This is a genomic window from Mycobacterium sp. IS-2888, from assembly GCF_001954215.1.
GTDB lineage: Bacteria > Actinomycetota > Actinomycetes > Mycobacteriales > Mycobacteriaceae > Mycobacterium.
Genome location: NZ_MBET01000104.1, coordinates 118,076 through 141,987, shown reverse-complemented (window position 1 = coordinate 141,987; position 23,912 = coordinate 118,076). Strand labels below are relative to the sequence as shown.

23 protein-coding genes and 2 pseudogenes are annotated in these 23,912 nt (G+C 65.7%); 15 read left to right on the top strand and 10 right to left on the bottom strand.

Annotated features, from left to right (window positions below):
- Positions 1-1,333, top strand: a pseudogene (locus tag A5745_RS21780) (acyl-CoA dehydrogenase family protein); the annotation flags it as partial.
- 31 nt (positions 1,334-1,364) lie between these two features.
- Here A5745_RS21780 and A5745_RS21775 read toward each other — a convergent pair.
- The 3 genes from A5745_RS21775 to A5745_RS21765 form a co-directional block, all read right to left on the bottom strand.
- Positions 1,365-2,423, bottom strand: a complete 1,059-nt coding sequence (locus A5745_RS21775; protein ID WP_076118798.1) for a hypothetical protein — start codon at positions 2,421-2,423, stop codon at positions 1,365-1,367.
- Positions 2,424-2,455: 32 nt separating this feature from the next.
- The gene (locus A5745_RS21770; RefSeq protein ID WP_371337078.1) at positions 2,456-2,827 is read right to left on the bottom strand and encodes a hypothetical protein; all 372 of its coding nucleotides are present in this window, start codon (positions 2,825-2,827) and stop codon (positions 2,456-2,458) included.
- A gap of 205 nt (positions 2,828-3,032) precedes the next feature.
- Positions 3,033-3,383: a Zn-ribbon domain-containing OB-fold protein gene (locus tag A5745_RS21765; protein ID WP_076118796.1), complete on the bottom strand. Its 351-nt coding sequence runs from the start codon at positions 3,381-3,383 to the stop codon at positions 3,033-3,035.
- A 59-nt stretch (positions 3,384-3,442) separates the two neighbouring features.
- Between A5745_RS21765 and A5745_RS21760 the strand changes: the two genes are divergently transcribed.
- From A5745_RS21760 to A5745_RS21745, 4 genes are all read left to right on the top strand, one after another.
- On the top strand, positions 3,443-4,633 hold the full coding sequence (locus A5745_RS21760) for a thiolase family protein (RefSeq protein ID WP_076118828.1): 1,191 nt from the start codon (positions 3,443-3,445) through the stop codon (positions 4,631-4,633).
- A 4-nt stretch (positions 4,634-4,637) separates the two neighbouring features.
- Positions 4,638-6,086 carry a FadR/GntR family transcriptional regulator gene (locus A5745_RS21755; RefSeq protein WP_076118794.1) on the top strand — a complete coding sequence of 483 codons (1,449 nt, stop codon included), beginning with the start codon at positions 4,638-4,640 and terminating at the stop codon, positions 6,084-6,086.
- A gap of 122 nt (positions 6,087-6,208) precedes the next feature.
- On the top strand, positions 6,209-7,204 hold the full coding sequence (locus A5745_RS21750) for a sensor histidine kinase (protein WP_076118792.1): 996 nt from the start codon (positions 6,209-6,211) through the stop codon (positions 7,202-7,204).
- Positions 7,205-7,569: 365 nt separating this feature from the next.
- On the top strand, positions 7,570-8,328 hold the full coding sequence (locus A5745_RS21745; protein WP_076118790.1) for a prolipoprotein diacylglyceryl transferase: 759 nt from the start codon (positions 7,570-7,572) through the stop codon (positions 8,326-8,328).
- A 172-nt stretch (positions 8,329-8,500) separates the two neighbouring features.
- Here A5745_RS21745 and A5745_RS24820 read toward each other — a convergent pair whose 3' ends face one another.
- A complete protein-coding gene (locus tag A5745_RS24820) occupies positions 8,501-8,671 on the bottom strand; it encodes a hypothetical protein (protein ID WP_158070244.1) in 171 nt (56 codons plus the stop codon).
- 419 nt (positions 8,672-9,090) lie between these two features.
- Here A5745_RS24820 and A5745_RS21740 point away from each other — a divergent pair.
- Positions 9,091-9,519: pseudogene (locus A5745_RS21740) on the top strand (homocitrate synthase); the annotation flags it as partial.
- Between the two features lie 9 nt (positions 9,520-9,528).
- Here the strand turns inward: A5745_RS21740 and A5745_RS21735 are convergent.
- Positions 9,529-11,010, bottom strand: a complete 1,482-nt coding sequence (locus A5745_RS21735; RefSeq protein WP_076118785.1) for a cytochrome P450 — start codon at positions 11,008-11,010, stop codon at positions 9,529-9,531.
- A 117-nt stretch (positions 11,011-11,127) separates the two neighbouring features.
- On the opposite strand from A5745_RS21735, the gene A5745_RS21730 reads away from it, so the two are divergent.
- Positions 11,128-11,760, top strand: coding sequence for a TetR/AcrR family transcriptional regulator (locus A5745_RS21730; protein WP_076118783.1), 633 nt, complete (start codon positions 11,128-11,130; stop codon positions 11,758-11,760).
- A 27-nt stretch (positions 11,761-11,787) separates the two neighbouring features.
- The gene (locus tag A5745_RS21725; RefSeq protein ID WP_076118781.1) at positions 11,788-12,684 is read left to right on the top strand and encodes an SDR family oxidoreductase; all 897 of its coding nucleotides are present in this window, start codon (positions 11,788-11,790) and stop codon (positions 12,682-12,684) included.
- Here the strand turns inward: A5745_RS21725 and A5745_RS21720 are convergent.
- Positions 12,646-13,686, bottom strand: a complete 1,041-nt coding sequence (locus A5745_RS21720; RefSeq protein WP_175879864.1) for a DNA polymerase IV — start codon at positions 13,684-13,686, stop codon at positions 12,646-12,648. The two genes, A5745_RS21725 and A5745_RS21720, sit on opposite strands and share 39 nt — an antisense overlap.
- A complete protein-coding gene (locus A5745_RS21715) occupies positions 13,674-14,282 on the bottom strand; it encodes a TetR/AcrR family transcriptional regulator (protein ID WP_076063332.1) in 609 nt (202 codons plus the stop codon). Before A5745_RS21715 ends, A5745_RS21720 begins: the two co-directional genes overlap by 13 nt.
- A 90-nt stretch (positions 14,283-14,372) precedes the next feature.
- Here A5745_RS21715 and A5745_RS21710 point away from each other — a divergent pair, with 90 nt between their 5' ends.
- From A5745_RS21710 to A5745_RS21675, 7 genes are all read left to right on the top strand, one after another.
- Positions 14,373-14,942, top strand: a complete 570-nt coding sequence (locus tag A5745_RS21710; RefSeq protein WP_139329723.1) for an NAD(P)H-dependent oxidoreductase — start codon at positions 14,373-14,375, stop codon at positions 14,940-14,942.
- A gap of 514 nt (positions 14,943-15,456) precedes the next feature.
- Positions 15,457-15,696 (top strand): redoxin NrdH, encoded by a 240-nt coding sequence (locus A5745_RS21700; protein WP_076063331.1) that lies wholly within the window; start codon positions 15,457-15,459, stop codon positions 15,694-15,696.
- Positions 15,697-15,731: 35 nt separating this feature from the next.
- Positions 15,732-16,184 (top strand): class Ib ribonucleoside-diphosphate reductase assembly flavoprotein NrdI, encoded by a 453-nt coding sequence (nrdI, locus tag A5745_RS21695; protein ID WP_076118779.1) that lies wholly within the window; start codon positions 15,732-15,734, stop codon positions 16,182-16,184.
- A complete protein-coding gene (nrdE, locus tag A5745_RS21690) occupies positions 16,154-18,319 on the top strand; it encodes a class 1b ribonucleoside-diphosphate reductase subunit alpha (RefSeq protein WP_076063327.1) in 2,166 nt (721 codons plus the stop codon). Before nrdI ends, nrdE begins: the two co-directional genes overlap by 31 nt.
- 46 nt (positions 18,320-18,365) lie before the next feature.
- Positions 18,366-19,097 (top strand): TetR/AcrR family transcriptional regulator, encoded by a 732-nt coding sequence (locus A5745_RS21685; protein WP_139329722.1) that lies wholly within the window; start codon positions 18,366-18,368, stop codon positions 19,095-19,097.
- A gap of 102 nt (positions 19,098-19,199) precedes the next feature.
- Positions 19,200-20,744 carry an NAD(P)/FAD-dependent oxidoreductase gene (locus A5745_RS21680; protein ID WP_076063325.1) on the top strand — a complete coding sequence of 515 codons (1,545 nt, stop codon included), beginning with the start codon at positions 19,200-19,202 and terminating at the stop codon, positions 20,742-20,744.
- A 31-nt stretch (positions 20,745-20,775) separates the two neighbouring features.
- The gene (locus tag A5745_RS21675) at positions 20,776-21,234 is read left to right on the top strand and encodes a universal stress protein (protein WP_076063323.1); all 459 of its coding nucleotides are present in this window, start codon (positions 20,776-20,778) and stop codon (positions 21,232-21,234) included.
- Between the two features lie 8 nt (positions 21,235-21,242).
- On the opposite strand, the gene A5745_RS21670 is transcribed toward A5745_RS21675, so the two are convergent.
- The 3 genes from A5745_RS21670 to A5745_RS21660 are packed head-to-tail and all read right to left on the bottom strand — an operon-like array spanning position 21,243 to position 23,830.
- Positions 21,243-21,785 carry a TetR/AcrR family transcriptional regulator gene (locus A5745_RS21670; RefSeq protein WP_076118777.1) on the bottom strand — a complete coding sequence of 181 codons (543 nt, stop codon included), beginning with the start codon at positions 21,783-21,785 and terminating at the stop codon, positions 21,243-21,245.
- Positions 21,769-22,215 (bottom strand): SRPBCC family protein, encoded by a 447-nt coding sequence (locus tag A5745_RS21665; protein WP_076063319.1) that lies wholly within the window; start codon positions 22,213-22,215, stop codon positions 21,769-21,771. The genes A5745_RS21670 and A5745_RS21665 overlap by 17 nt, the downstream gene beginning before the upstream one ends.
- Positions 22,216-22,249: 34 nt before the next feature.
- Positions 22,250-23,830 (bottom strand): NAD(P)/FAD-dependent oxidoreductase, encoded by a 1,581-nt coding sequence (locus A5745_RS21660; RefSeq protein WP_076118775.1) that lies wholly within the window; start codon positions 23,828-23,830, stop codon positions 22,250-22,252.
- Positions 23,831-23,912: the final 82 nt, after the last annotated feature.

Here is a 23,912-nt window from a genome sequence, read left to right as displayed (position 1 = left end):
CAGCCGGACAGCGCCGGCCGCGGTGCGATCGAAGACCTCGCCGGCCGGGGCGTCGCCGCCGAACAGCGCCGAACTCACCAGCGCCCGGCGCAGGTGCAGGTGCGCATCGTGTTCCCAGGTGAAGCCGATGCCGCCATGCACCTGGATGTTGAGTTCGGCGCTGTTCGGCGGCGACGCCCCGGCCGGCGAGGTCTTCGATCGCACCGCGGCCGGCGCTGTCCGGGAGAACAGCCTGGACCTGCCGCCCGAGGCCGAAGAACTGCGCAAGCGGATCCACGCCGATGCCGCCGAGATCGCCGCGCTGGACAAGAAGGCGCAGCGCGACAAGCTGATCGAGACGGGCTACGTGATGCCGCACTGGCCCAAGCCCTGGGGTCGCGCGGCCGACGCCGTGGAACAGTTGGTGATCGAGGAGGAGTTCCGCGCAGCGGGCATCAAGCGGCCCGACTACTCGATCACTGGATGGGTGATCCTGACCCTGATCCAGCACGGAACTCCTTGGCAGATCGAGAGATTCGTGGAGAAGGCGCTGCGTCAGGACGAGATTTGGTGCCAGCTGTTCTCAGAGCCCGAAGCCGGGTCGGACGCGGCGTCGGTGAAGACGCGGGCCACCCGGGTAGACGGCGGCTGGAAGATCAACGGGCAGAAGGTGTGGACCAGCGGGGCGCAGTACTGTGCGCGTGGCCTGGCGACCGTGCGCACCGACCCCGACGCGCCCAAGCACGCCGGCATCACCACTGTGATCGTCGACATGAACGCGCCCGAGGTCGAGGTGCGGCCGCTGCGGCAGATCACCGGCGGCTCGGAATTCAACGAGGTGTTCTTCAACGACCTGTTCGTCCCCGACGAAGACGTCGTCGGCACCCCCAACTCGGGATGGACGGTGGCGCGGGCGACGCTGGGCAACGAGCGGGTCAGCATCGGCGGCAGCGGATCGTTCTACGAGGGCCTGGCGTCGAAACTCGTGCAGCTTGCTCAGGCGTCAGATCGGTTGGCGGGCGCGCGAATCCGGGTCGGAAACTTCCTCGCCGACGATCACGCGCTGCGGCTACTGAACCTGCGCCGCGCCGCCCGCAGCGTCGAGGGCGCGGGCCCGGGTCCCGAGGGCAACGTCACCAAACTCAAGCTGGCCGAGCACATGATCGAGGGCGGCGCGATCTCCGCGGCGCTGCTGGGGCCCGAGGTCGCACTGCTCGACGGGCCCGGCGCGATCGTGGGTCGCATGATGATGGGCGCCCGCGGTATGGCGATCGCGGGCGGCACTTCGGAGGTGACCCGAAACCAGATCGCCGAGCGGATTCTCGGCATGCCGCGCGACCCGCTGATCAACTAGCTTCGACGGGCGGCCTGTCCTGTCGTCCGCGCTATGTCGACGTGTCTTCTAGATACGGCGCCAAGCCGAGGTTTTCGGTTAGTGTCAGCCAATCGGCCGCCGAGACCGTATAGGCAGGGGGTTCATTCGTTACGGGCGCGTTGGCGGACCACGAAAATCGCCGCTTGAGCCCTTCGAAATTGCGGCATCCGATGGTCAGTGGTTGCATGCCCGGAACGCAGACGGACATGGCGGGCGTCGTCGAAAAGTACTGGCCCGCAGCATCTGAGGCGACATTTTGGGCCGACGGGAACGCATGGCCTGCCGAAAGCTGGTAGGTAGCCGGTGTAGCGGTCACCTGCGAAGCCGAGGCCCGGGCATTGGGCGCGTTGGTTTTTGGGTCGATCACTTGGATCGTGTCGTTGTCGACGTCAATGAACAGTTGGGGTTGGGAGAGCGATTGCGTCAGTCGGTGTTTCTTTACGAGCGCGAATGGCCCCATTTCCTGGATCAGCAGCGGGTTGGGAAACAGCAGGCACCGGGTCGGTTCTCCTGGTGCGGGCCCGCGCGCAGCGGACCGGCCACCCAGGAGCAGCAGCTCATCGAAGTCTGACTCCGCCAGCCAGGCGTCGACGACCCACACCGGTGGCGCGTCGAGTGGTGTCGCCGGACCGATGCGACGATCGCGTCCGCCCAGAACAAAATCGCGACGGCCACATTGCAGATGGAGCGCGACCCCGTTGTCTAACCAGAGGCCCAGCTGCGCATCAACGAGTGGATAGACATCACCGCGCCGCCGATCGATGGCGAGCCCGTCGCTGTTCACGGTGATGAGGTACTTGCGGCGCGATCGCCAAAAGATGCGGGCGGCAAAACCCACCCCGACAACCAGCAGCCCGACCACGACGCCGTAGATGACCGGGGCGCCGATATGTGGGGAGGGCAGGCGAATGACCTTTAACACTCGCAAGACCTGCAGCCCGCCAAACAAGACGGCCACCGCAAAAATCGCTGAATAGCCGACCTTCCAGTATCGAATCCAGTTGGGCGAGAAGGCCCCAGAGGACGCTGCGAACTGACGCGATGTGGCCGATTGGTCGCTAATGCTCATGCCGCCTCTTTTCTTTCCGCTGCTGTCGATGGCTATCCGTGGAACCCCGGGTCGTAGTGCGGCGGGACGGGACACCAGCCTGGGCCGCAATTGACACCCGAGGGATTATCGGGCGGGGGATTGTCGCCGTCCCAAGTATGCGAACTCTGCAGCGTCGGCTGCCCGTTGAGCGCAATTCGGGGAACGTTGCCCCATCCGTCGGCGACGATGTACCAGGTATGGCACACGCTCATATCCCAGGCGTAGTTCTGTGCGACGCCACGAGACGAGTTCGGGCCACTCGGCCACTCCATCGACTGCCCTGGGCACCAGGTAAATGGTCCCTTGTTGGCGTGAGCGATACCTGGGACCAGCCCTACGCCGACGACGGCAACGCCGCCGGACAGCAGTGCACCGGCAATGATTCGCGAGATTTTTCGACTGAGGTTCATGCGGGGTCCCTTTGTCCCGTGCGCCGCCTACCTCGGCGCGGCTTTCGCAATTACACCGGCATCGGTTCGCTACCGATCCCAACAAAGCTTTTCGAACCTTTCGCCGAAGGATCATTCGCAGTCGTTAAGGACCCGCAGCATACTGCGCGGCGCTGTGCCGCGGAAGAGAATTCGGAGGCTAGGCGGGCGCGAACAATGGGGCGCCGCCGGCGCCCTTCTCGGGCCGTGCCTCGACTGTCATCCCGCACTTGACCGAATCCGGTTCGCAGTCAACGATATTGGCGGCCACGCGTAGGCCGCTTTGTTCGGCGAGCTCGACGATCGCGATCACGTAGGGGACCGGGATCTCCGGGTTGTACGGGTGGTGGTTGACCGTGTAGGTGAACACCGTGCCGCGTCCGGAGACCGGCCGCGCCACCAGCGGGCCGCCGCACGCGCGACATTCACCGGAAGCCGGATGCACCCAGCGGCCGCAATGGTCGCAATGCTCGATAAGCAGCTGGGACGGCGACTCGGCTGGCACGGCCAATACAGTACACTCTATTGGTCCAGTGTGTGCGGTGGGGTTTGGCCTTTCGGGCGGTGCAGATGACGTATTTCGAAAAAGACGCGATCTTGTCGGGGATCGGCATCTCGCGAATAGGCCGTCGCACCGGCATCCCGGGATTCGACCTGACCATGGAGGCGGTGCGGTCCGCCATCGCCGACGCCGGTCTGGAGGCCGCCGACATCGACGGGATCGCGACCCTGGGCGACACCCCGGCCGCCGAGGTGAACGCCGCGCTGCGGATCGAGGCGGCCGACTGCGGCTCCGGATTCGGCACCGGCGGCCTGCTGAGCCCCGTGATGTCGGCGTGCCGGGCGGTCGCCGAGCGCCGCGCCCACCACGTGGTGGTCTACCGCACGATCCAAATGCTGGGCGGCACGGTCCTAAAGCAGGAAGAGAGCGCGCCGGCGCCGGCGCTCGCGCGCATGTTCGAGACACCCGAAGGGGCCGAGCGTCCCGCCGTCGGCGCGATGGACGACGTCAACGACCTGGTTGCGGCCCAGGCCTACTCCGCCGCGAACTGGCTGGCGCTGAACTGCCGTCGGCACATGGAGCTGTACGGAACCACCAAGGAGCAGCTCGGCTGGCTAGCCCTCAACGGCAGGCGCAACGCCGCACTGAATCCCCTTGCGGTATACCGCGAACCGATGACGATGGCCGACTACCTGGCCGCGCGGCCCGTGTCGACACCGTTCGGCCTGCTGGACTGCGATGTGCCCATCGACGGATCGATCGCCGTGGTGGTCTCGCACGCGGACTACGCCCGCGATTGCCCACACCGCGCGGTGCGGGTGGAAGCGATCGGCGGGTCCGACGGCGCCGGTGGTTGGTTCCACCGCGACGACTACCCCAAGATGGCGATGTCGGATGCTACGACGCAGATGTGGTCGCGCACCGAATTGAAGCCCGCGGACCTCGAAGTCGCCGAGTTGTACGACGGCTTCACCTTTCTCGCCCTCGCCTGGTTGGAAGCGCTGGGCGTATGCGGTGACGGCGAGGCCGGCCCGTTCGTCGAGGGCGGTGCCCGGATCGCCCGCGACGGCGTGCTGCCGCTGAACACCTATGGCGGCCAACTCTCGGCCGGGCGCATGCACGGGTATTGGGCGTTGCACGAAGGTTGCCTGCAGTTGCGCGGCGAAGCGGGGGAGCGGCAGGTGTCGCGACGCCCGGAGGTCGGCGTGGTTTCCGTGGGCGGTGGCCCCGTCGCGGGATGCATGTTGCTCACCTGTTGAAACGATGAGTACCGCTCCGCAGGCCAGCCCAGCGAACAAACTTGCTTCGACGATCGCCCGCGAGATCGAGGCGGACATCGTTCGTCGCGGCTGGCCCGTCGGCGAGTCGCTGGGTTCCGAACACGCTCTGCAGCAACGCTTTTCCGTGAGCCGGTCCGTGCTGCGGGAAGCCGTTCGGCTGGTGGAGCATCATCAGGTCGCCCGGATGCGCCGCGGACCCAATGGCGGACTACTCATCTGTGAACCGGACGCCGGCCCGGCGACCCGCGCCGTCGTCATCTATCTCGAGTACCTGGGCACGACGCCGGCCGACCTGCTCAACGCGCGCCTGGTCCTCGAACCGCTGGCGGCCTCACTTGCCGCCGAGCGGATCGACGAAAGCGGCATCGATCGGCTACGAGCGGTGCTGCGCGCGGAGGAGCACTGGAGGCCGGGTCTGCCGGTGCCGCGAGACGAATTCCACATCGCACTGGCCGAGCGATCCAAAAACCCCGTCCTGCAATTGTTTATCGACGTCTTGATGCGGCTCACCAAGCGATACGCGCTGCAGTCGCGAACCGAGTCGGCAAGCGCGGCCATCGAGGCGATCGACTACATGCACAACGACCATTCCGAAATCGTCGCCGCCGTCACCGCCGGTGATTCGGCGCGAGCCAAGACGCTGTCCGAGCGCCACGTGGAAGCGGTCACCGCCTGGCTGCAGCAGCATGGCGACGGGCGCCGAAGCAGGGCACGCCAGCGGCGGCTCAACCCCGAGGCGCCACGGGCCAAGCTGGCCGAGATACTGGCGGCCAACATCGGCGACGACATCGCGGCCGCAGGCTGGCGGGTCGGGTCGGTCTTCGGGACCGAGACGGAGCTGCTCACGCGCTACCGGATCAGCCGCGCCGTGCTGCGTGAAGCGGTGCGGCTGCTCGAATATCACTCGGTGGCGCGGATGCGGCGCGGACCCGGCGGCGGGCTCGTCGTCACCCAACCCCAGGCGCAAGCCAGCATCGACACCATCGCGCTGTATCTGCAGTACCGCAAGCCGAGCCGCGAAGACTTACGCTGCGTCCGGGACGCGATCGAGATCGACAACGTCGCCAAAGTCGTCAAGCGGCGCAGCGAACCCGACGTGGCCGCCTTCCTCGATACGCATGGGCCCGCGTTCGGCGAGAACCCCCAAACCGATGACGAAGTGCGCAAGGCCACGGTCGAAGAATTCCGGTTCCACGTCGGACTGGCGCGGCTGGCCGGCAACGCGTTGCTGGATCTGTTCCTCAGGATCATCGTCGAGCTGTTCCGCCGGCACGGGTTCAGCACCGGCGGGGCGCTGCCGACCGCCGCCGACGTCGTCGCCGTCGAACACGCGCACCGTCGGATTCTCGAGGCGATGGCCGCCGGGGACGACAGCCTGGCGCGTTACCGCATCCGTCGTCATCTGGACGCCGCGGCCTCCTGGTGGCTGTGATCGAGCCGCATTTGGGGCGATCCCGGTTTGTGACCGATTACCTGCGTAGCCAAGGCGCGCAGGGGGTATGGGGGTAGGTAACGCGTAGGCAGGGCGGGCCGGTCCAGCAGGGGGTTGGCATTGTGATGGAAAGCGGGAGCGCCGAAAAAGTGAGCTTGGGCACGGAAAGGGAACATCAGGGCTTCGTTCACTCCGCGCTCCTCTATCACTCTCAGCGGGAGTACCTGGATTTCGTGGCGGGCTTCGTCATCGACGGGCTGGCGATGGACGAGCCGGTGCTCGTCGCCGTGCCCGGCGACATGATGGCGCTCGTACACGACGAGCTATCCGGCGCGTGCGGGACGCCGGACGGGCTGCGAATGGCCGATACCACCGAGGTCGCCCGCAATCCGAATCGCTTCATGGCCATGGAGGGTTCCTTCGTCGAGGAACACCCCGACCGGCGGGTACGCATCGTCAGCGAAGTCTTCTGGCCGGGCCGTACCGACGACGAGCTCTGGGCCTGCGTCGAGCGTGAGGCGCTGGTGAACGAGGCATTTGACGGTCACGCGGTGACGGGGTTGTGCCTCTACGATGCGAGCCGTCTGGATGACGACGTGCTGGCGGACGTCCGTGCCACCCACCCGATGCTCTGGAATAGCGGTTCGCTGCATCCCAGCGCCGAATACGCGCCGGACGCGGTGATGGCGCGCTGCAACGAACCCCTGCCGAACAACCCCGGGGCCGTCACGTACATGGTTCGCAAGTCCGCGGATCTGCGCCTGGCGCGGGCTTTCGCCGTCAACTACGCCGACTGGGTCGGACTATCCCAAGACGGCATCGAGGATTTGCAGTTGATCGCCACCGAGCTGGCCAGCAACAGCTTGATGTACACCGACGGCGCGTGCCGGCTGGCGTTCTGGCGAGACGACGATCACTTGGTCTGCGAGGCGCGTGACAGCGGACGCCTCGACGACCCGTTGGTCGGACGGCTGAACCCGGGCCCCAGCGGCCCCGCCAGCCGGGGACTATTTCTGGTGAACGCCATATCGGATTTGGTGCGCACCCACTGCACGCCGGCGGGCACGACGATTCAGGCCTATCTGCGGCTTGATCCCTCGCCGCGGCCGGTTGGATAGAAACAGGCGACCCGCTGGAGGGCGATGTTCGCGCAGGTCAACGCGCCCGCGACCGAACCGGGCGCCAGGCGACGCGCCCTCGTGGGTGCCGGCGAAACGGCTAGTCGACGGTGGCTGGCGCTACGACCGAGGTAGGCGCGCCCGGGGCCGGCTGGGCAGGTATCGGTGCCGGCTGCGACTCCGACGCGCATCCCGTCGGGAGCAGCACCGCGACCAGGCCCCCGGCCAGGGCGGCGGATTTCAGAGTTCTTTTGCTCTTCGCATTCATCGGCTTGCCTTTCCCGTGCCGGTGCGTGGCCACGTTTGCGCCTGACGCCACCAAGCAGATGCTATGCCCTTTATTTGACACACGTAAGATACTTCGGGTGAAAAGCACGCCGAAGACCCTGTCGTCGCGTTGGTTGGGGCGGCGGTACCTGTTTCACATTGGGCGACTTGGCATTCCGACCTTCGCCGGACTGCTGTACTTCGGATTTGCGCTCGGCGTGCTGTTGGGGGGCTGCTTAACCGGACTCGGTTACTCGCGTTTTGCGCCGGCCGCGCTAATCCTGCTGGTGTTCGCCCTGATCGGCGCGCGCATCTGGTACTTCATTGGCCACCCGAAATCGCTTGCCGACGGTGCCGTGCGCGTGCAGGACGCCGGCGCCGCGCTCTACGGCGGCTTGGTGCTCAGCTTCGCGGTCTCGTGGCCGGTGCTACACCTCATGGGGCTGGAGTTCTGGCGAGCCTGGGACGGCGTGGGCATCATCATGCTCGTCGGGATGGCCGTGACGCGCATCGGCTGCCTGATCAACGGCTGCTGCTCTGGACGAGAAACGCAGGGGCCCTTCGGGTTATGGCTGCCCGACGACCGCGGCGAATGGAAGCGCCGGTACCCGACACAGCTCTTCGAAGCGGGTTGGTCGGCAATGATTTTGGGTGTGGGAGTGTGGTTGTACGAGCCGTCCGCACGTCCCGGATTGTTGTTTCTGGGCTCGGCCGCGGCGTACGGGACTGGCCGGCTCGGTCTGGAGTTGCTGCGCGCGGACGCCGCGAGCATCGCCCTGCCGACGCGTCTCAATGTGGCGTTTTCGGTGGTGCTGGGGGCGGTCTCGCTGGGGGCGTTCGTACTCAAACTGCGGTAACCGTCGTCGTTCTGCCGGCCGAAAAGCCCGACACCATGCCCCTTTCGAAGCCACTTCCCACGTCGCCGCGCGGTCTGCGGGAGCCGAGCCCATGACGTGGGAAAACTTCGTCGCGACCTACAGTCCCACGGCCGCGGGACGACGTGTCCGCGTGGGCGCCCTGTGAAACTTTTTACTCGACCGTCGGCGGCGGCGCGACGACCGTAACCGGCGCTCCCAGAGATCCCGCGGGAATCTCGACCGGCGACGACGTCATCAAACATCCCGTCGGTAGCAGCAATAGCCCGACAAGTCCCGCGCCCAGTGCCACGGCTTTCAGAACCTTTTTGCGCTTCGCATTCATTGGTTTGCCTTTCACGTGCCTGTAGGTGACCACGATCGCGCCTAGAACCACCAAGCAGATGCTATGCCTTTTTTGACGCACAAGTAAGTTTTTCGGGCGAAAAGCACGCCGAAGAGCCGGTCGTCGCGCTGGTTGGGGCGACGGTACCTGTTTAGCATTGGGCGACTTGGCATTTCGTTTCGCTGCGGGCGTTCGTACTCAAACCGCCGTAAAGGCAGTTGCGTTGCCCGGCCGTGGCGGCTAGCCTCGGCGCTCGTGCGTCTTCTCGAGCGTGCCGTAGTAGCCAGCACCCGCAGCGGGGTCTGATCCAGACCGACCCCCCGCTGTGGGTCGGAAGCTACGCCGTCGGTCGCTCCTGCTGATCAGAGAAGCCCGACACCATGCCCCTTTCGAAGCCAGTTTCGAAGCCTCTTCCCACGTTGCCGCGCGGTCTGCGGGAGCGGGCCGAGGCGATGACGTGGGAGAACTTCGTCGCGACCTACAGCCCGACGGCCGGCCCACTGCGACTCGGGCATTGGGAGTGCACGGATATCGAGCGGCCCGCCGCACGGCTGGGTCCACAAGCCCGCAACTTTCGGGCGATGATCGCCGTCCGCGACCGCATCAGCGCCTCCACCGCATCCGCCAGCGGGCCCATCGCCGCGCTCACCGAGATGCTGCACGAGCGCGGGATCACCGTCGAGACGCTGAGCTTCCATCAGCTGCGGTCGGGCGAATTCACCGCCACATTCATCTGCGGCAGCAACGGGATTCGCTCCGAGTGGGCGATGGGTTGGTCGGAGGATGCGACGCAGTCGGCGCTGCGCGCGGTCATCGCCTGCGCCAACCGGCTGCTCACAGCCGTCTAGGCCGACCGGTCAGAGCGGACGCAGCACGATCGGCATGCCGTCCTTCGGAATCGGCATGCCGCCGTAGTCCCAGCTCGGCTGGTAGCCGGGCCGGGGCAGTTCCAGTCGGTACCGGCGCAGCAGCCGGTGCAGGATCGTCTTGACCTCCAGCCGCCCGAAGGTCATCCCGATGCACTTGTGCGCACCGCCGCCGAATGGCGTGAACGCATAGCGGTGTCGCTTGTGCTCGCTGCGCGGCTCGCAGAACCGCTCGGGGTCGAACTTCAACGGATCCGTCCAGAGTTCCGGAAGGCGATGATTCATCCCGGGATACGCAATGACGTTGGTGCCCTTGGGAATGTAGTAGCCGAGCAGGTCCGTGTCGCGCACCGTCTGCCGCATTGCCCACTGCACCGGGGTCACGATCCGAATCGACTCATCCATCACCAGGTCGAGTGACTCCAGCTTCTCCAGCGACTCGATGTCGAGCGGGCCGTCGCCGAGGCGGTCGGATTCGTCGCGGCAGCGCTGCTGCCATTCCGGATTGGCGGCGAGGTGGTAAACCATCGTCGTCGCGGTCGACGTCGACGTGTCGTGGGCGGCCATCATCAAGAAGATCATGTGATTGACGATGTCCTCGTTGGAGAACTTGTTGCCGTCCTCGTCCTCGGTTTCGCATAACACCGACAGCAGGTCCGTGCCGTTCTTTCCGCGTTGTTCCTTGACCCGTTCGCGGAAGTAGTTCTCCAACAATTCGCGCGCCTTGAGGCCGCGCCACCAGGTGAACGGCGGCACGCTGGTGCGGATGATCGCGTTGCCCGCGCGGGTGGTGACGGTGAACGCCTTGTTCACCTTGGTGACCAGCTCGTGGTCGGTGCCGGGCTCATGACCCATGAACACCATCGACGCGATGTCGAGCGTCAACTCCTTCATCGCCGGGTACAGCAGGAAGCGCGCGTCGTCGATCACCCAGTCGTCGGCGACCACCTGCGACACGACCTTGTCCATCTGCTCGACGTAGCTGACCAGCCGGGAGCGGACGAACGCCTCCTGCATGATCCGGCGGTGGAACATGTGCTCGTCGAAGTCGAGCAGCATCAGCCCACGGTGGAAGAACGGCCCGATCACCGGGACCCAACCCTGCTGCGAGTAGTCCTTGTTGCGGTTGGAGTAGATGACCTGCGCGGCGTCCGGGCCCAGCGCCGCGACTCCCGGCAGCACGGGCGAATCCCCGAACACGACCGGCCCCTTGGTCTGGTAGAGGAACATCAGATAGTCCGGCCCGCCGCGCAGCATCTCGATGATGTGCCCGATGACCGGCAGTCCCGCGTCACCCAGGACCGGCTTGAGCCCGCTGCCGGGCGGCGGATCGGCGAGTTTGTGCTCCGGGAATTGAGTGTTCAGCAGCCTTCGTTCGACCAGTCCCATGCCGGGAAAGTTGTTGATCGACGGGGTAAATCGGCGCCGCGCCTGGTCGAGCAGGTAGTGCGGGGTGCTGATGGTGGCGGCCATGGACGCTCCTTTGCGATCCCGGGACACGTGCGCGCTAGCACTTCAGCCCATCCTGAAGTCCGAACTTGACGCCTGTCAAGTTTTGGTCTTTTCTGAACAGGATGACAAGGTCAGACCATGGCAGCCGACCCGACGCCCACCGCCCGGCGTAGCCGCGGCGATCTTCAGCGGGAGGCGATCGTCAGCGCTGTGCGGGAGCTGCTGCAAGAAAGTTCGTTCGCGGACCTGTCCGTTAGCACCATCAGCGAGCGGGCCCGCATCGCACGGTCGGGCTTTTACTTCTACTTCGACTCCAAGTACGACGTGCTTGCCGTGATCCTGGGCGAGGCAACGCACGAACTCGAGGAGCTCACGCAGTACTTCGCGCCGCGCGCGCCCGGCGAGACGCCGGCGGCGTTTGCGCGGCGGATGGTCGGCAGTGCCGCCACGGTGTTCGCCCACAACGACCCGATCATGACCGCGTGCAACGACGCGCGGAACACCGACGCGAAGATCCGGGAGATCCTGGACGGCCAGATCGACATCGTGATCGACCAGATTGTCAGCATTGTCGATGACGAAATCGCCGCCGGCACAGCGCATCCGATCAGTGACGATGTACCGGCTCTGGTCCGCATGCTGGGAGCGACGACAGCGATGATGCTGTCCGGCGACGTGACCTTCCTCGGGGCCGACCGTGACGTGGAGCGCGGCGTGCGGGTGCTCGAGCAGTTATGGCTGAATTCGCTGTGGGGCGGCGGTCAGAGCTAAGGCGTTACCGGCGGTATCGTCACGGCCATGGCACAGAAGGCGTATTTCGCGGGGAAGCGGTGTCTGGTCACCGGTGCGGCGAGCGGCATCGGCCGCGCCACCGCGTTACGGCTGGCCGCGCAGGGAGCCGAACTCTATCTGACCGACCGCAACCCCGACGGCCTGGAACTGACGGCGGCCGATGCCCGCGCCGCGGGCGCGAGCGTGCCGGAATATCGGGTCCTGGACATCGCCGACTATGAGGATGTTGCGGCGTTCGCCGCCGACATTCATGCCAAGCAACCCAGCATGGACGTGGTGATGAACATCGCCGGGGTGTCGGCCTGGGGAACCGTCGACCGGCTGACCCACGAGCAGTGGAGCAAGATGGTCGCAATCAACCTGATGGGTCCGATCCACGTCATCGAGACGTTCGTCCCACCAATGGTGGCCGCCGGGCGCGGTGGCCACCTGGTCAACGTGTCGTCGGCGGCCGGGCTGGTCGCGCTGCCCTGGCACGCCGCCTACAGCGCCAGCAAGTTCGGACTGCGTGGTGTTTCCGAGGTGCTGCGCTTCGACCTGGCCCGGTACCGCATCGGGGTGTCGCTCGTCGTACCCGGCGCGGTGAATACCCCGTTGGTCAACACCGTCGAGATCGCCGGGGTCGATCGCGAGGACCCCAACGTCAGCAAGTGGATAGACCGCTTCAGTGGTCACGCCGTGTCGCCGGAGAGGGCCGCCGACAAGATCTTGGCCGGGGTCGCAAAGAACAGATACCTCATCTACACCTCGCACGACATCCGGGCGCTGTACGCGTTCAAACGGCTTGCGTGGTGGCCCTACAGCGTGGCGATGCGCCAAGTCAACGTCATCTTCACGCGCGCACTACGACCCGCTCCGGTGCCGTCACGCCGGCATGACCAACTCGAGTCGCACCCCGAGTAACCGGACCGGCCGATCGAGTTCGAAGAGGTCCAGGACGCGCAGGGCGGCCGCGACGATGACGTCGGCGTCGGTGGTGGGCGCCACCAGCTTGCGGATCTTGGTGCGGGTGTAGAACGTCGCGGTGCGCACGGTGACCGCCACCCGGCTGACGATCCGCCCGCCCGCCACGACATCGTCGAGCGCTTGGCGGGCCAATGCCGTTACCGCCGAATCCATCTCGGCGCGATCGGTGAGATCGCGCGGAAACGTCACGACATGGCTGCGTGAGCGCGGAACCCACGGCTCCGCGCTGACGTCCGTGTCGCCGCCACCCTTGGCGAGCAGCAGCAGCCAGAGGCCGGTGCGCGGACCAAAGGTGGACGTCAGCAGCTCGGCGTCGGCGTGGGCGAGCTCGCGTACCGTCGTTATCCCCAGGGCCGCAAGCTTTTTCGCGGTCTTGGGTCCCACGCCCCACAAGGCGTCGACGGGCCGGTCCGCCATCACGTTCATCCAGTTCGCGTCCGTGAGGACGAAGACGCCGGCCGGTTTCGCGAACCCGGTGGCGACCTTGGCCCGCTGCTTGTTGTCGCTGATGCCCACCGAGCAGGACAAGCCCGTCGCGGAGGAAATGACCGTCTGGATCTTTTCGGCGATTTCGACGGGGTGCTCGCCGGCGAAACCGACGTAGGCCTCGTCCCAGCCCCACACCTCGACGGGGTGCCCCAGGTCGCGCAGTAGTCCCATCACCTCGTCGGAGGCCGCGTCGTACGCCGCGGGATCCGACGGGAGGAACGTGGCGTCGGGGCAGCGGCGAGCGGCGGTGCGTAACGGCATGCCCGCGTGCACACCGAACTCGCGGGCCTCGTACGAGGCGCAGGTGACGACCTTGCGCGGTTCGGTCGGATCGCCGCTGCCGCCGACGATCACCGGCAGCCCCGCCAGGTCGGGGTGGCGCCGCAGTTCCACCGACGCCAGAAACTGATCGAGGTCCACGTGCAGGACCCAGTTCGTCACCGCCCGCACAGCTTGCGCGCCAGGCTTTCCCACGCGTCGCCCAACGTCTCCAGGGTGTGGCCACCGTCCTTGAGTTGGTGCTCGACGTAGTTCACATTGAGCAGTGCGAGCAGGGCGTCGGCCTGAGCGTCGAGGTCGCCGGTGGTGTGCGCCGCCTGGAGCAGCACCCGGACGTGGGTGCGGTGTACCAAGACGGGCGCGCTGTTGCGGGTCTGCGGATCCCGGTGGGCTTCCGAGAGCAGCTCGTGGTGGGCGTGGACGAAGCGCATCCGCTCCCGGCCGAAGGCCACCAGCCGGTCCATCGGCGGTGCATCGGGTCCCAGCGGCGGCGGGCCGAACAGGAATGCCTGCTGACTGGCGCGCTCGTCCTCGTCGAGCAGCACCATCATCAGGCCGGCCCGGTTGCCGAATCGGCGGAAGACGGTGCCCTTGCCGACCCCGGCGGCCGCCGCGACGTCGTCCATGGTGACGGCGTCGGCGCCGCGCTGGGCTACCAGATTGCGCGCGGCCTCCAGCAGGAGCGCGCGATTGCGCGCCGCGTCACCTCGCTCGTGGGGGAGCTGTTGGGGAGCGGACACCGGCAACTCGCGCAACCGATCGCTCATACCTGCACTTTAACGCGTTCGGAATAAAACGGACCAGGGTCCGGTTTGGTCGTGCAAAGATGTAGACCAAGAACCGAAGGGAACCGAACAGTGCCAGAGAACAAATCCGAGATCAAAGTCTTGGCGTTGGTGGGGAGCCTGCGTTCGGCGTCGATCAACCGTCAGATCGCCGAGCTGGCGGCGGCGGTCGCTCCCGACGGCGTCAGCGTCACGCTGTTCGAAGGGCTGGCGCAGCTGCCGTTCTACAACGAGGAGATCGACGACGCGATGACGCCCGACGCCCCGGCGCTGGCTGCGGTGGACGCGCTGCGCGCGGCGCTGGCCGACGCGGACGCCGCGCTTGTGGTCACCCCCGAGTACAACGGCAGCATCCCGGCGGTCGTCAAGAACGCGATCGACTGGCTCTCGCGACCGTTCGGCAACGGCGCGCTGAAGGGCAAGCCCCTTGCGGTGATCGGGGGGTCGTTCGGCCAGTACGGCGGGGTATGGGCACACGACGAGACCCGTAAGTCGTTCGGGATTGCCGGCGCGTCGGTGGTCGAGTCGATCAAGCTGTCGGTGCCGTTCAAAACGTTGGAAGGCAGGGCTCCCGCGGATCACGCCGAATTGTCGGCGAATGTGCGCGACGTCGTCGGCAAGCTCGCCGCCGAAGTCGGTTGATTGGCCTGAATTTGGGGAAAGCCGACAAGCCGCCCGACGGCGACCTGCGCCGTTTCGACAACCGAATAGCCAAAGCCGCCAGTTGCCGCTGGCGGCTTTGCTAGCGCGGGGCGCACGCGCCGGCGGAAGCGGCTCCAAACGAGCACTGTCGGTGGCCGGTGATATACCGATCCGTATGGGCATCCGCGGCGCGATATGTGACCTGCGACACGCCGGGCGTGCGGCCGTCGCAAGCCTTACGACCAGGGAATTTCAAAATTGTTATTCCGAACATCTTGTATCTCGACAACTTGTCGGCCACTAGGTGTAGTGTTTCGAGCACCGGCAGATCCCAGGATCCCCAAGCTGGCCGGGCGTGGGGCACCTCCCGGAATCGGTACCGCCAGGCCGTTCGGCCTGACCTCCGCAAAACGGGAATCTGGGGCCTTGACGGGCCGCTGAACATAGCGCAGACGTAGTACCCCCAGCAGTTGCCAGTCCGTAATGAGTTCCCTTCCGCAAAGGAGCGGCATCCATGAGCGTTACCGTGTACACCAAGCCGGCGTGCGTGCAGTGCAGCGCCACCTTCAAGGCTCTGGACAAACAGGGCATCGCCTACGACAAGGTCGACATCACCCTGGACTCCGAGTCCCGCGACTACGTGATGGCGCTGGGCTACCTGCAGGCCCCCGTGGTGGTGGCCGGCAACGACCACTGGTCCGGCTTCCGGCCCGATCGCATCAAGGCGCTTGCTGGAGCCGCGCTGAGCGCCTAGTGCTGTAGATGAGCAAGTAAGGAGGTTGCGGTGCCATGGACACCACGCAGCGCAACCTGGTCTATTTTTCGTCGGTGTCGGAGAACACCCATCGCTTCGTGCAGAAGCTGGGTGTTCCCGCCACCCGAATCCCGCTGCATGGCCGGATCGAGGTCGACCACCCGTACGTGCTGATCCTGCCGACGTACGGCGGCGGCCGGGCCACCCCGGACATCAACGACGGTGGCTACGTCCCCAAACAGGTCATCGCCTTTTTGAACAACGAGCACAACCGATCGTTGATCCGCGGCGTCATCGCGGCGGGCAACAACAACTTCGGTGCGGAATTCGCCTACGCGGGTGAAGTGGTCTCCCGCAAGTGCGGCGTTCCGTACCTCTACCGCTTCGAACTGATGGGAACCCCGGACGACGTCGATGCCGTCCGAGCCGGTCTCGCTGACTTTTGGAAGGAACAGACGTGCCACCAACCGTCACTGCAGAGCCTGTAGCCGCCGGCACGCACGTGGTGCCCGAAGAGACGGATTACCACGCTCTGAACGCGATGCTGAACCTGTACGACAAGGACGGCAGGATTCAGTTCGACAAGGACGTGCTGGCGGCGCGCCAGTACTTCCTGGAGCACGTCAACCAGAACACGGTCTTCTTCCACAATCAGGACGAGAAGCTCGATTACCTGATTCGCGAAAACTATTACGAGCGTGAGGTTCTCGACCAGTACTCGCGCAACTTCGTCAAGGAGCTGCTGGACCGCGCCTACGCCAAGAAGTTCCGCTTCCCGACGTTCCTCGGCGCGTTCAAGTACTACACGTCCTACACGCTGAAGACGTTCGACGGCAAGCGCTACCTGGAGCGCTTCGAGGACCGCGTAGTCATGGTCGCGCTGACGCTGGCGGCCGGCGACACCGGGCTGGCCGAGAAGCTGGTCGACGAGATCATCGACGGCCGGTTCCAGCCGGCCACCCCGACGTTCTTGAACTCGGGCAAGAAGCAGCGCGGTGAACCGGTTTCGTGCTTCCTTTTGCGCATCGAGGACAACATGGAGTCGATCGGGCGATCGATCAACTCCGCCCTGCAGCTGTCCAAGCGCGGCGGGGGAGTTGCCTTGCTGCTGTCCAACATTCGCGAGCACGGCGCGCCGATCAAGAACATCGAGAACCAGTCCTCCGGCGTCATTCCCATCATGAAGCTGCTCGAGGATTCCTTCTCCTACGCCAATCAGCTGGGAGCGCGCCAGGGCGCCGGCGCGGTGTACCTGCATGCGCACCACCCCGACATCTACCGCTTCCTGGACACCAAGCGGGAGAACGCCGACGAGAAGATCCGCATCAAGACGCTCAGCCTGGGCGTGGTGATCCCCGACATCACCTTCGAGCTGGCCAAGAAGAACGAGGACATGTACCTGTTCTCGCCGTACGACGTCGAGCGGGTCTACGGCCTGCCGTTCGCCGACATCTCGGTGACCGAGAAGTACTACGAGATGGTCGACGACGCGCGCATCCGCAAGACCAAGATCAAGGCACGGGAGTTCTTCCAGACGCTGGCCGAGCTGCAGTTCGAGTCCGGCTACCCGTACATCATGTACGAGGACACGGTGAACCGGGCCAATCCCATCGAGGGCAAGATCACCCACTCCAACCTGTGCTCGGAGATCCTGCAGGTGTCGACACCGTCGGTGTTCAACGACGACTTGTCGTATGCCAAAGTGGGCAAAGACATTTCGTGCAATCTGGGATCGCTGAACATCGCGAAGACGATGGACTCGCCGGACTTCGCCCAGTCGATCGAGGTCGCGATCCGTGCGCTAACCGCGGTCAGCGACCAGACGCATATCACCTCCGTGCCCTCGATCGAGCAGGGCAACAACGATTCTCACGCGATCGGGCTCGGGCAGATGAACCTGCACGGCTACCTGGCCCGCGAGGGCATCTTCTACGGTTCCGAGGAAGGTGTCGACTTCACCAACATCTACTTCTACACGGTGCTGTATCACGCGCTGCGGGCGTCCAACCGGATCGCGATCGAACGCGGCACGCACTTCAAGGGTTTCGAGCGGTCCAAGTACGCGTCGGGGGAGTTCTTCGACAAGTACACCGAGCAGGTGTGGGAGCCGGCGACCGACAAGGTGCGTCAGCTGTTCGCCGATGCCGAGATCCGCATTCCCACGCAGGACGATTGGAAGCGACTGAAGGAATCGGTCCAGGCGCACGGCATCTACAACCAGAATCTGCAGGCGGTGCCGCCGACCGGGTCGATCTCCTACATCAACCACTCGACGTCGTCGATCCACCCCATCGTGTCGAAGGTCGAAATCCGCAAGGAGGGCAAGATCGGGCGGGTCTACTATCCGGCGCCCTACATGACCAACGACAACCTGGAGTACTACCAGGACGCCTACGAGATCGGCTACGAGAAGATCATCGACACCTACGCCGCGGCCACCCAGCACGTGGACCAGGGGCTTTCGCTGACGCTGTTCTTCAAGGACACCGCCACCACCCGCGACGTGAACAAGGCGCAGATCTACGCCTGGCGCAAGGGAATCAAGACGCTGTACTACATCCGGCTGCGTCAGCTGGCGCTGGAAGGCACCGAGGTCGAGGGCTGCGTGTCCTGCATGCTGTAGCCCGGTCTGCCCAGGTCAGCGGCTCCCACGCGGTATGGTGCATGACGTGGTGAGAATTCCCCGACCGCCGCACCCGAGCGTGAAGCCCGGGCGCAAGGTCGACGCGCGCAGCGAACGCTGGCGCGAGCACCGCAAGAAGGTGCGCGGCGAGATCGTCGACGCCGCCTTCCGCGCCATCGACCGCCTCGGGCCCGAGCTCAGCGTGCGGGAAATCGCCGAGGAGGCCGGCACCGCCAAGCCGAAGATCTACCGGCACTTCCACGACAAGTCCGACCTGTTCGAGGCGATCGGGCAGCGCCTGCGCGACATGCTGTGGGCGGCGATCTTCCCGTCGATCGACCTGAAAACCGATTCGGCGCGCGAAGTGATCCAGCGCAGCGTCGAGGAGTACGTCAACCTCGTCGACAAACACCCGAACGTGCTGCGGGTCTTCATCCAGGGCCGTTCCGCCGCGAGCCCCAAGATCCTCGATGAGGGCCGCGGGATCACTCTGGCCATGGCCGACATGTTCGACAACGAGCTCCGCGAGATGGAGCTGGACCACGCAGCGATCGAACTGGCCGGACACGCGGCCTTCGGATCGGCCGCGTCGGCCACCGAGTGGTGGTTGGGCCCCGATGCCGACAGCCCGCGACGCATGCCGCGCGAACAATTCGTGGCCCACCTGACCACCATCATGATGGGGGTCATCGTCGGCACCGCCGAGGCGCTGGGCATCACGATGGACCCCGACCAGCCGATTCACAGCGCCGTGCCCAGCAAGCCGGCCGCCAGCTGAGCGGCCGCGACGTTGACATCGCCACGGCCGTCGATAACACTCGCCTTATCCGATACCCTGGGTACTGGGTATTGCGTTAGCTAAAGGAAGACCCGATCCGCCATGACCGATGTCGTAACCGAAGCCGATCTGCGGCCGCAGTCCGACCAGCCGCCCGTGCATACCCGTGTCCTCATCATCGGGACCGGGTTCTCCGGTTTGGGCATGGCCATCGCGCTGCAGCAGCAGAGCGTGGACTTCGTCATCCTGGAAAAGGCCGACGACGTCGGCGGCACCTGGCGTGACAACAGCTATCCGGGCTGCGCGTGTGACATCCCGTCGCACCTGTACTCGTTCTCCTTCGAGCCCAAGCCGGACTGGAAGAACCCGTTCTCGTATCAGCCCGAGATCTGGGACTACCTCAAGGGAGTCACCGAGAAGTACGGCCTGCGTCGCTTCATCGAATTCAACTCCCTGGTCGATCGCGCCTATTGGGACGACGACGAGTACCGCTGGCACGTGTTCACCGCCGACGGGCGCGAATACGTCGCCCAATTCCTGGTCTCGGGGGCCGGCGCGTTGCACATTCCGTCCTTCCCCGACATCGAGGGTCGCGACGAATTCGCCGGTCCCGCTTTCCATTCCGCGGAGTGGGATCACAGCGTCGACCTGACCGGCAAGCGGGTGGCGATCATCGGGACCGGAGCCAGCGCCATCCAGATCGTGCCCGAGATCGTCGGGCAGGTCGCCGAGCTTCAGCTCTACCAACGCACCCCGCCGTGGGTGGTGCCGCGCTCGAACCCCGAGATCCCGTCGGCGCTGCGCACGGCGATGGAAAACGTCCCCGGGCTTCGTCCGCTGGTGCGCCTCGCGATCTACTGGGGGCAGGAGGCGCTGGCGTTCGGCATGACCAAGCGCCCCAATGCGCTGAAATTCATTGAGGCGTATTGCAAGTGGAACATTTGGCGCTCGGTGAAAGACCGTGAGCTGCGCCGCAAGCTCACGCCCAAGTACCGCATCGGTTGCAAGCGAATCCTGAACTCCTCCACCTACTATGGCGCCGTCGCGGACCCGAAGACCAAACTGATCACCGACGGCATCACCCGCATCACGCGCGACGGGATCGTCACCGCGGACGGCGCCGAACACCGGGCCGACGTGATCGTGTACGCCACCGGCTTCCACGTCACCGACTCCTACACCTACGTCCAGATCAAGGGGCAGCACGGCGAAGACTTGGTCGATCGCTGGAACCGCGAGGGCATCGGTGCGCATCGCGGCATCACCGTCGCCGACGTGCCCAACCTGTTCTTCCTGCTGGGACCGAATACGGGGCTGGGCCACAACTCCGTGGTGTTCATGATCGAATCGCAGATCCGCTACGTCGCCGACGCGATCGCGAAATGCGACAAGATGGGCGCGCAGGCGCTGGCGCCGACCCGCGAAGCGCAGGACCGCTTCAACGACGAGCTGCAGAGCAAGCTCGCCGACTCGGTATGGAACACCGGCGGGTGCAGCAGCTGGTACCTCGACGAGCACGGCAAGAACACCGTGCTCTGGGGTGGCTACACGTGGCAGTACTGGATGGCGACCCGTTCGGTCAAACCGGCGGAATACCAGTTCTTCGGCGTGGGCAAGGTAGGCAGAAGCCGAGTTCAGGCTTCCTAGTAGGGGAACCGCGCTTTACGCTAGGAGGCTTATGAGCGCCTATCAGACCGTCGTGGTCGGCACCGATGGCTCGGACTCGTCGCTGCGAGCGGTGGAGCGCGCGGCCGCGATAGCTGCGGACAACGGCGCGAAATTGATCGTTGCGACGGCCCACCTTCCCGTCCCGGAAGAAAAGGGCCGCTACGCCATCCCGCCCGGGAGCGACCACGGCCAGGACTACCGGACGGTCCGCGAGGCCCCCTACTACGCGATCCTGCAGAACGCCAGGGAGCGCGCGCATCAAGCCGGGGCCCGGAACGTGGAGGAGAAGTCGATCGTCGGCGCCCCCATCAACGCGCTGGTGCAGCTCGCCGAGGACGTCGATGCCGACCTGCTGGTCGTCGGCAACGTCGGGCTCAGCAGCGTCGCCGGGCGGCTGCTGGGATCAGTCCCATCCGAGGTCTCCCGCAGGTCCAAGACCGACGTGCTGATCGTCCACACCACCGGCTGAAGCACTCGTTAATCGCGGCCTAGTAGCTCTGAGAAGGCTTTCGCAGCCGCATCCACCGCGGCGTCGTCGGTCGTGGCCACCAGATCCAGCAGCAGGCCACGAGTGACCGCGAGCCCGAGCCTTGCCATCGCGCCGTCGTAGGGCACATCGGCGGAGGCCTCGACCTCGCGCAGCCAGTCGTCGACGGCGCCGGGAATCATGCGCGTGAACGGCTTTTCGCCTTGGGCCGCCCGCGCGTAGCACTCGAAGAAGAGCCGCTCTAGCTGACGCAATTCGGGGCGGCGGAGGTCGGCCCACATCGCCGCGAAGCCTTCGGCCGGATTCACCGGCAGCCCGGGGACGAGAGCCATCTGCCGGCGCTCGACCTCCTCGACGACCGCCACCAACAGATCCTCTCGAGACCCGAAGTGGTGCAACAGCATTCGATGACTGGTGCCGACCGCGGCGGCCACGTCGCGCAGCGACCGGTCGCCGATGCCGTTCGCCGCGAAATCCTCGATCAGTGCGTCGAGCAGCTGCCGGCGCCGCTGTGAGTCAGGAGTGCGGGCCATCGGCGCGGCTGAGCTGTTCAGACCGCGCCTTGAGGCCCTGGGCCTCGAGTTGCAGGAAGCGCTTGGTCTTCTTGACCATCAGCCGCCCGACGAGCGCGCCGAGTGGACCCCGCTGGTCGAGCTGCTGGCGCACCAGGGTGCGGCTGCCGGGTTGGGCGGTCACGAAGTGGCGCGCGGTCACCAGTGAGCCGGGGGAGCGCTGCACCCACGTCCAGGACGTGCCGGGTTCGATCTCGGTGACCTGCCAGACCAGCTTCTGCATGCCGGGCTGCTTGATCGCGAACCGCCTGCCTACGGCCAGAGCGGGTCCGTCCTGCCCGACCAGCGACGTCACCGAGGCGGTCCAGTCGGGCCAGTGCTCGACGTCGCTGAAGACCTCCCATACCAACTGCGGCGGCGCGTCGATCTCGATGGCGTCCTCGTTAAACATGTACCAAATGGTACATCTGGGTGTCGGGCTTTGCCTAGGTCTGTCCGATGCGGGCGTCGAGGCGCTGGAGGGCCGCTTCCGCGCCGTTCCACCCGGGGATGCCGGTCACACCCGGGCCTGGGTGGGTGCACTGGCCGCACAAGAAGAGGCCGTCGACCGGCGTGGCGAACTTGTCGGCTCCCTCGACGACGCGGCCGGTCCACAACTGGTTGGGCTGCAGCAGGCCATGCGAGTAGTCGCCGGCGTGCGCGCTGAAGGTGCTGCCGAAGTAGCGGTTGGAGAACACGACCCGGTTGGTGACGGAGTCGGCGAAGCCGGGCGCGAACGTGTCGAAGATTCGCACGCAGGTGTCGGCGTATTGCTCTTTCCAGCTTCGGTTTTCGTCGGCGTCGAGCCCGGTCGGGAAGTAGGGCGTGAAAATCGTTGCGCTGTGCTTGCCTTCGGGCGCCAGCGACGAGTCGACCATGCTGGGGATGTACAGGTAGGTGGGCGGGGCGTCGGGAAGCTGGCCCTTGCGGTACTGCTCCCACGCGTCGCTGATGTATTCCGGTGATGGCGCGTACGCGACGGTCGGACACCATTGTCCGTTGTCGTGCATGAACGGCTGCAACCGCTCGATCCACTGGGGCGCCTGGTCGATCGTCAGGTGCGCCTGGATGTATCCGAGATTAAAGTTGATTTCCTTGATCTTCCGGATGTAGTCGGGCGGAAAGTGTTGCGCGCCAGCGAGATTCACGAAGGTGGTGTACGGGTCGAGCGAGGATAGCACGACGTCGGCCGAAATCGTTGTGCCGTCGCGCAATTCGACCCCGGAGGCGCGCCCATCGGTCACCAGGATATGCTTGACGTGCTGTTTGAGCTGCACCTCGGCGCCCAGCGATTCGGCGCGCCGGCACAGCGCCGTGCTGAGCGAGCCGATGCCGCCGCGGGGCATGATGTATTCCACGTTGCCGCCGCCGATCAGGTAGTGATACAGCGTCGACGCGTTCGAGCCCGGGGTCCAGGGGCCGCCGTCGAACGCGTCGATGGACATCGCGGCCAGCGAGCCCTGGATGCAACGGGCTTGGTCGGGCGCGAGGAACCGGCGGACCGTGTCCATGGTGCTGCCGTACCACATCTGGGCGAAGTCGTGGCGGTCCTCGGCCGTGGGCTGCGCGGCGATCACCCCGATGATGTCCAGCGGGGGACCGAACGCCGAGTCGACGAAATACGGTGCGAACCGGCCGATGTGGGCGAACAAGCCGCCCAGCGCCGCCGCGGTTTCGGCGCCGTGATCGTCGAGCAGGTGGCGGGCCATGCGTTCGAGGTCGTTGTACATCACGAACGGGGTGTCCCCGGGCTCGCCGAAGGTGCACGTCGACGTCCACTGGTCCATCAGCTCGAAGCCCCACTTGGTCAGCTCCAGGCGCTCGGTCATCTCCTGGCGCCAGATCAACACCGCCCAGGCGCCGACGCTGTGCTTGTAGCCGTCGAAGAGTTCGCGTGTCGCGGCCATCCCGCCGAGGAAGTGCGCCCGTTCCAGCACAAGGACTTTCGCGCCGCTCTTAGCCAGCACGTTCGCGGCAACCAGGCCGTTGTGACCGGCCCCGATGACGATCGCGTCGTAGTCCGCCATGGTGACTCCTTGGGGTGGTGAGCGCATCTGAACGCACAATGTCACATATGACATATTTGCGTCAATGGTGACATTTTGTGGC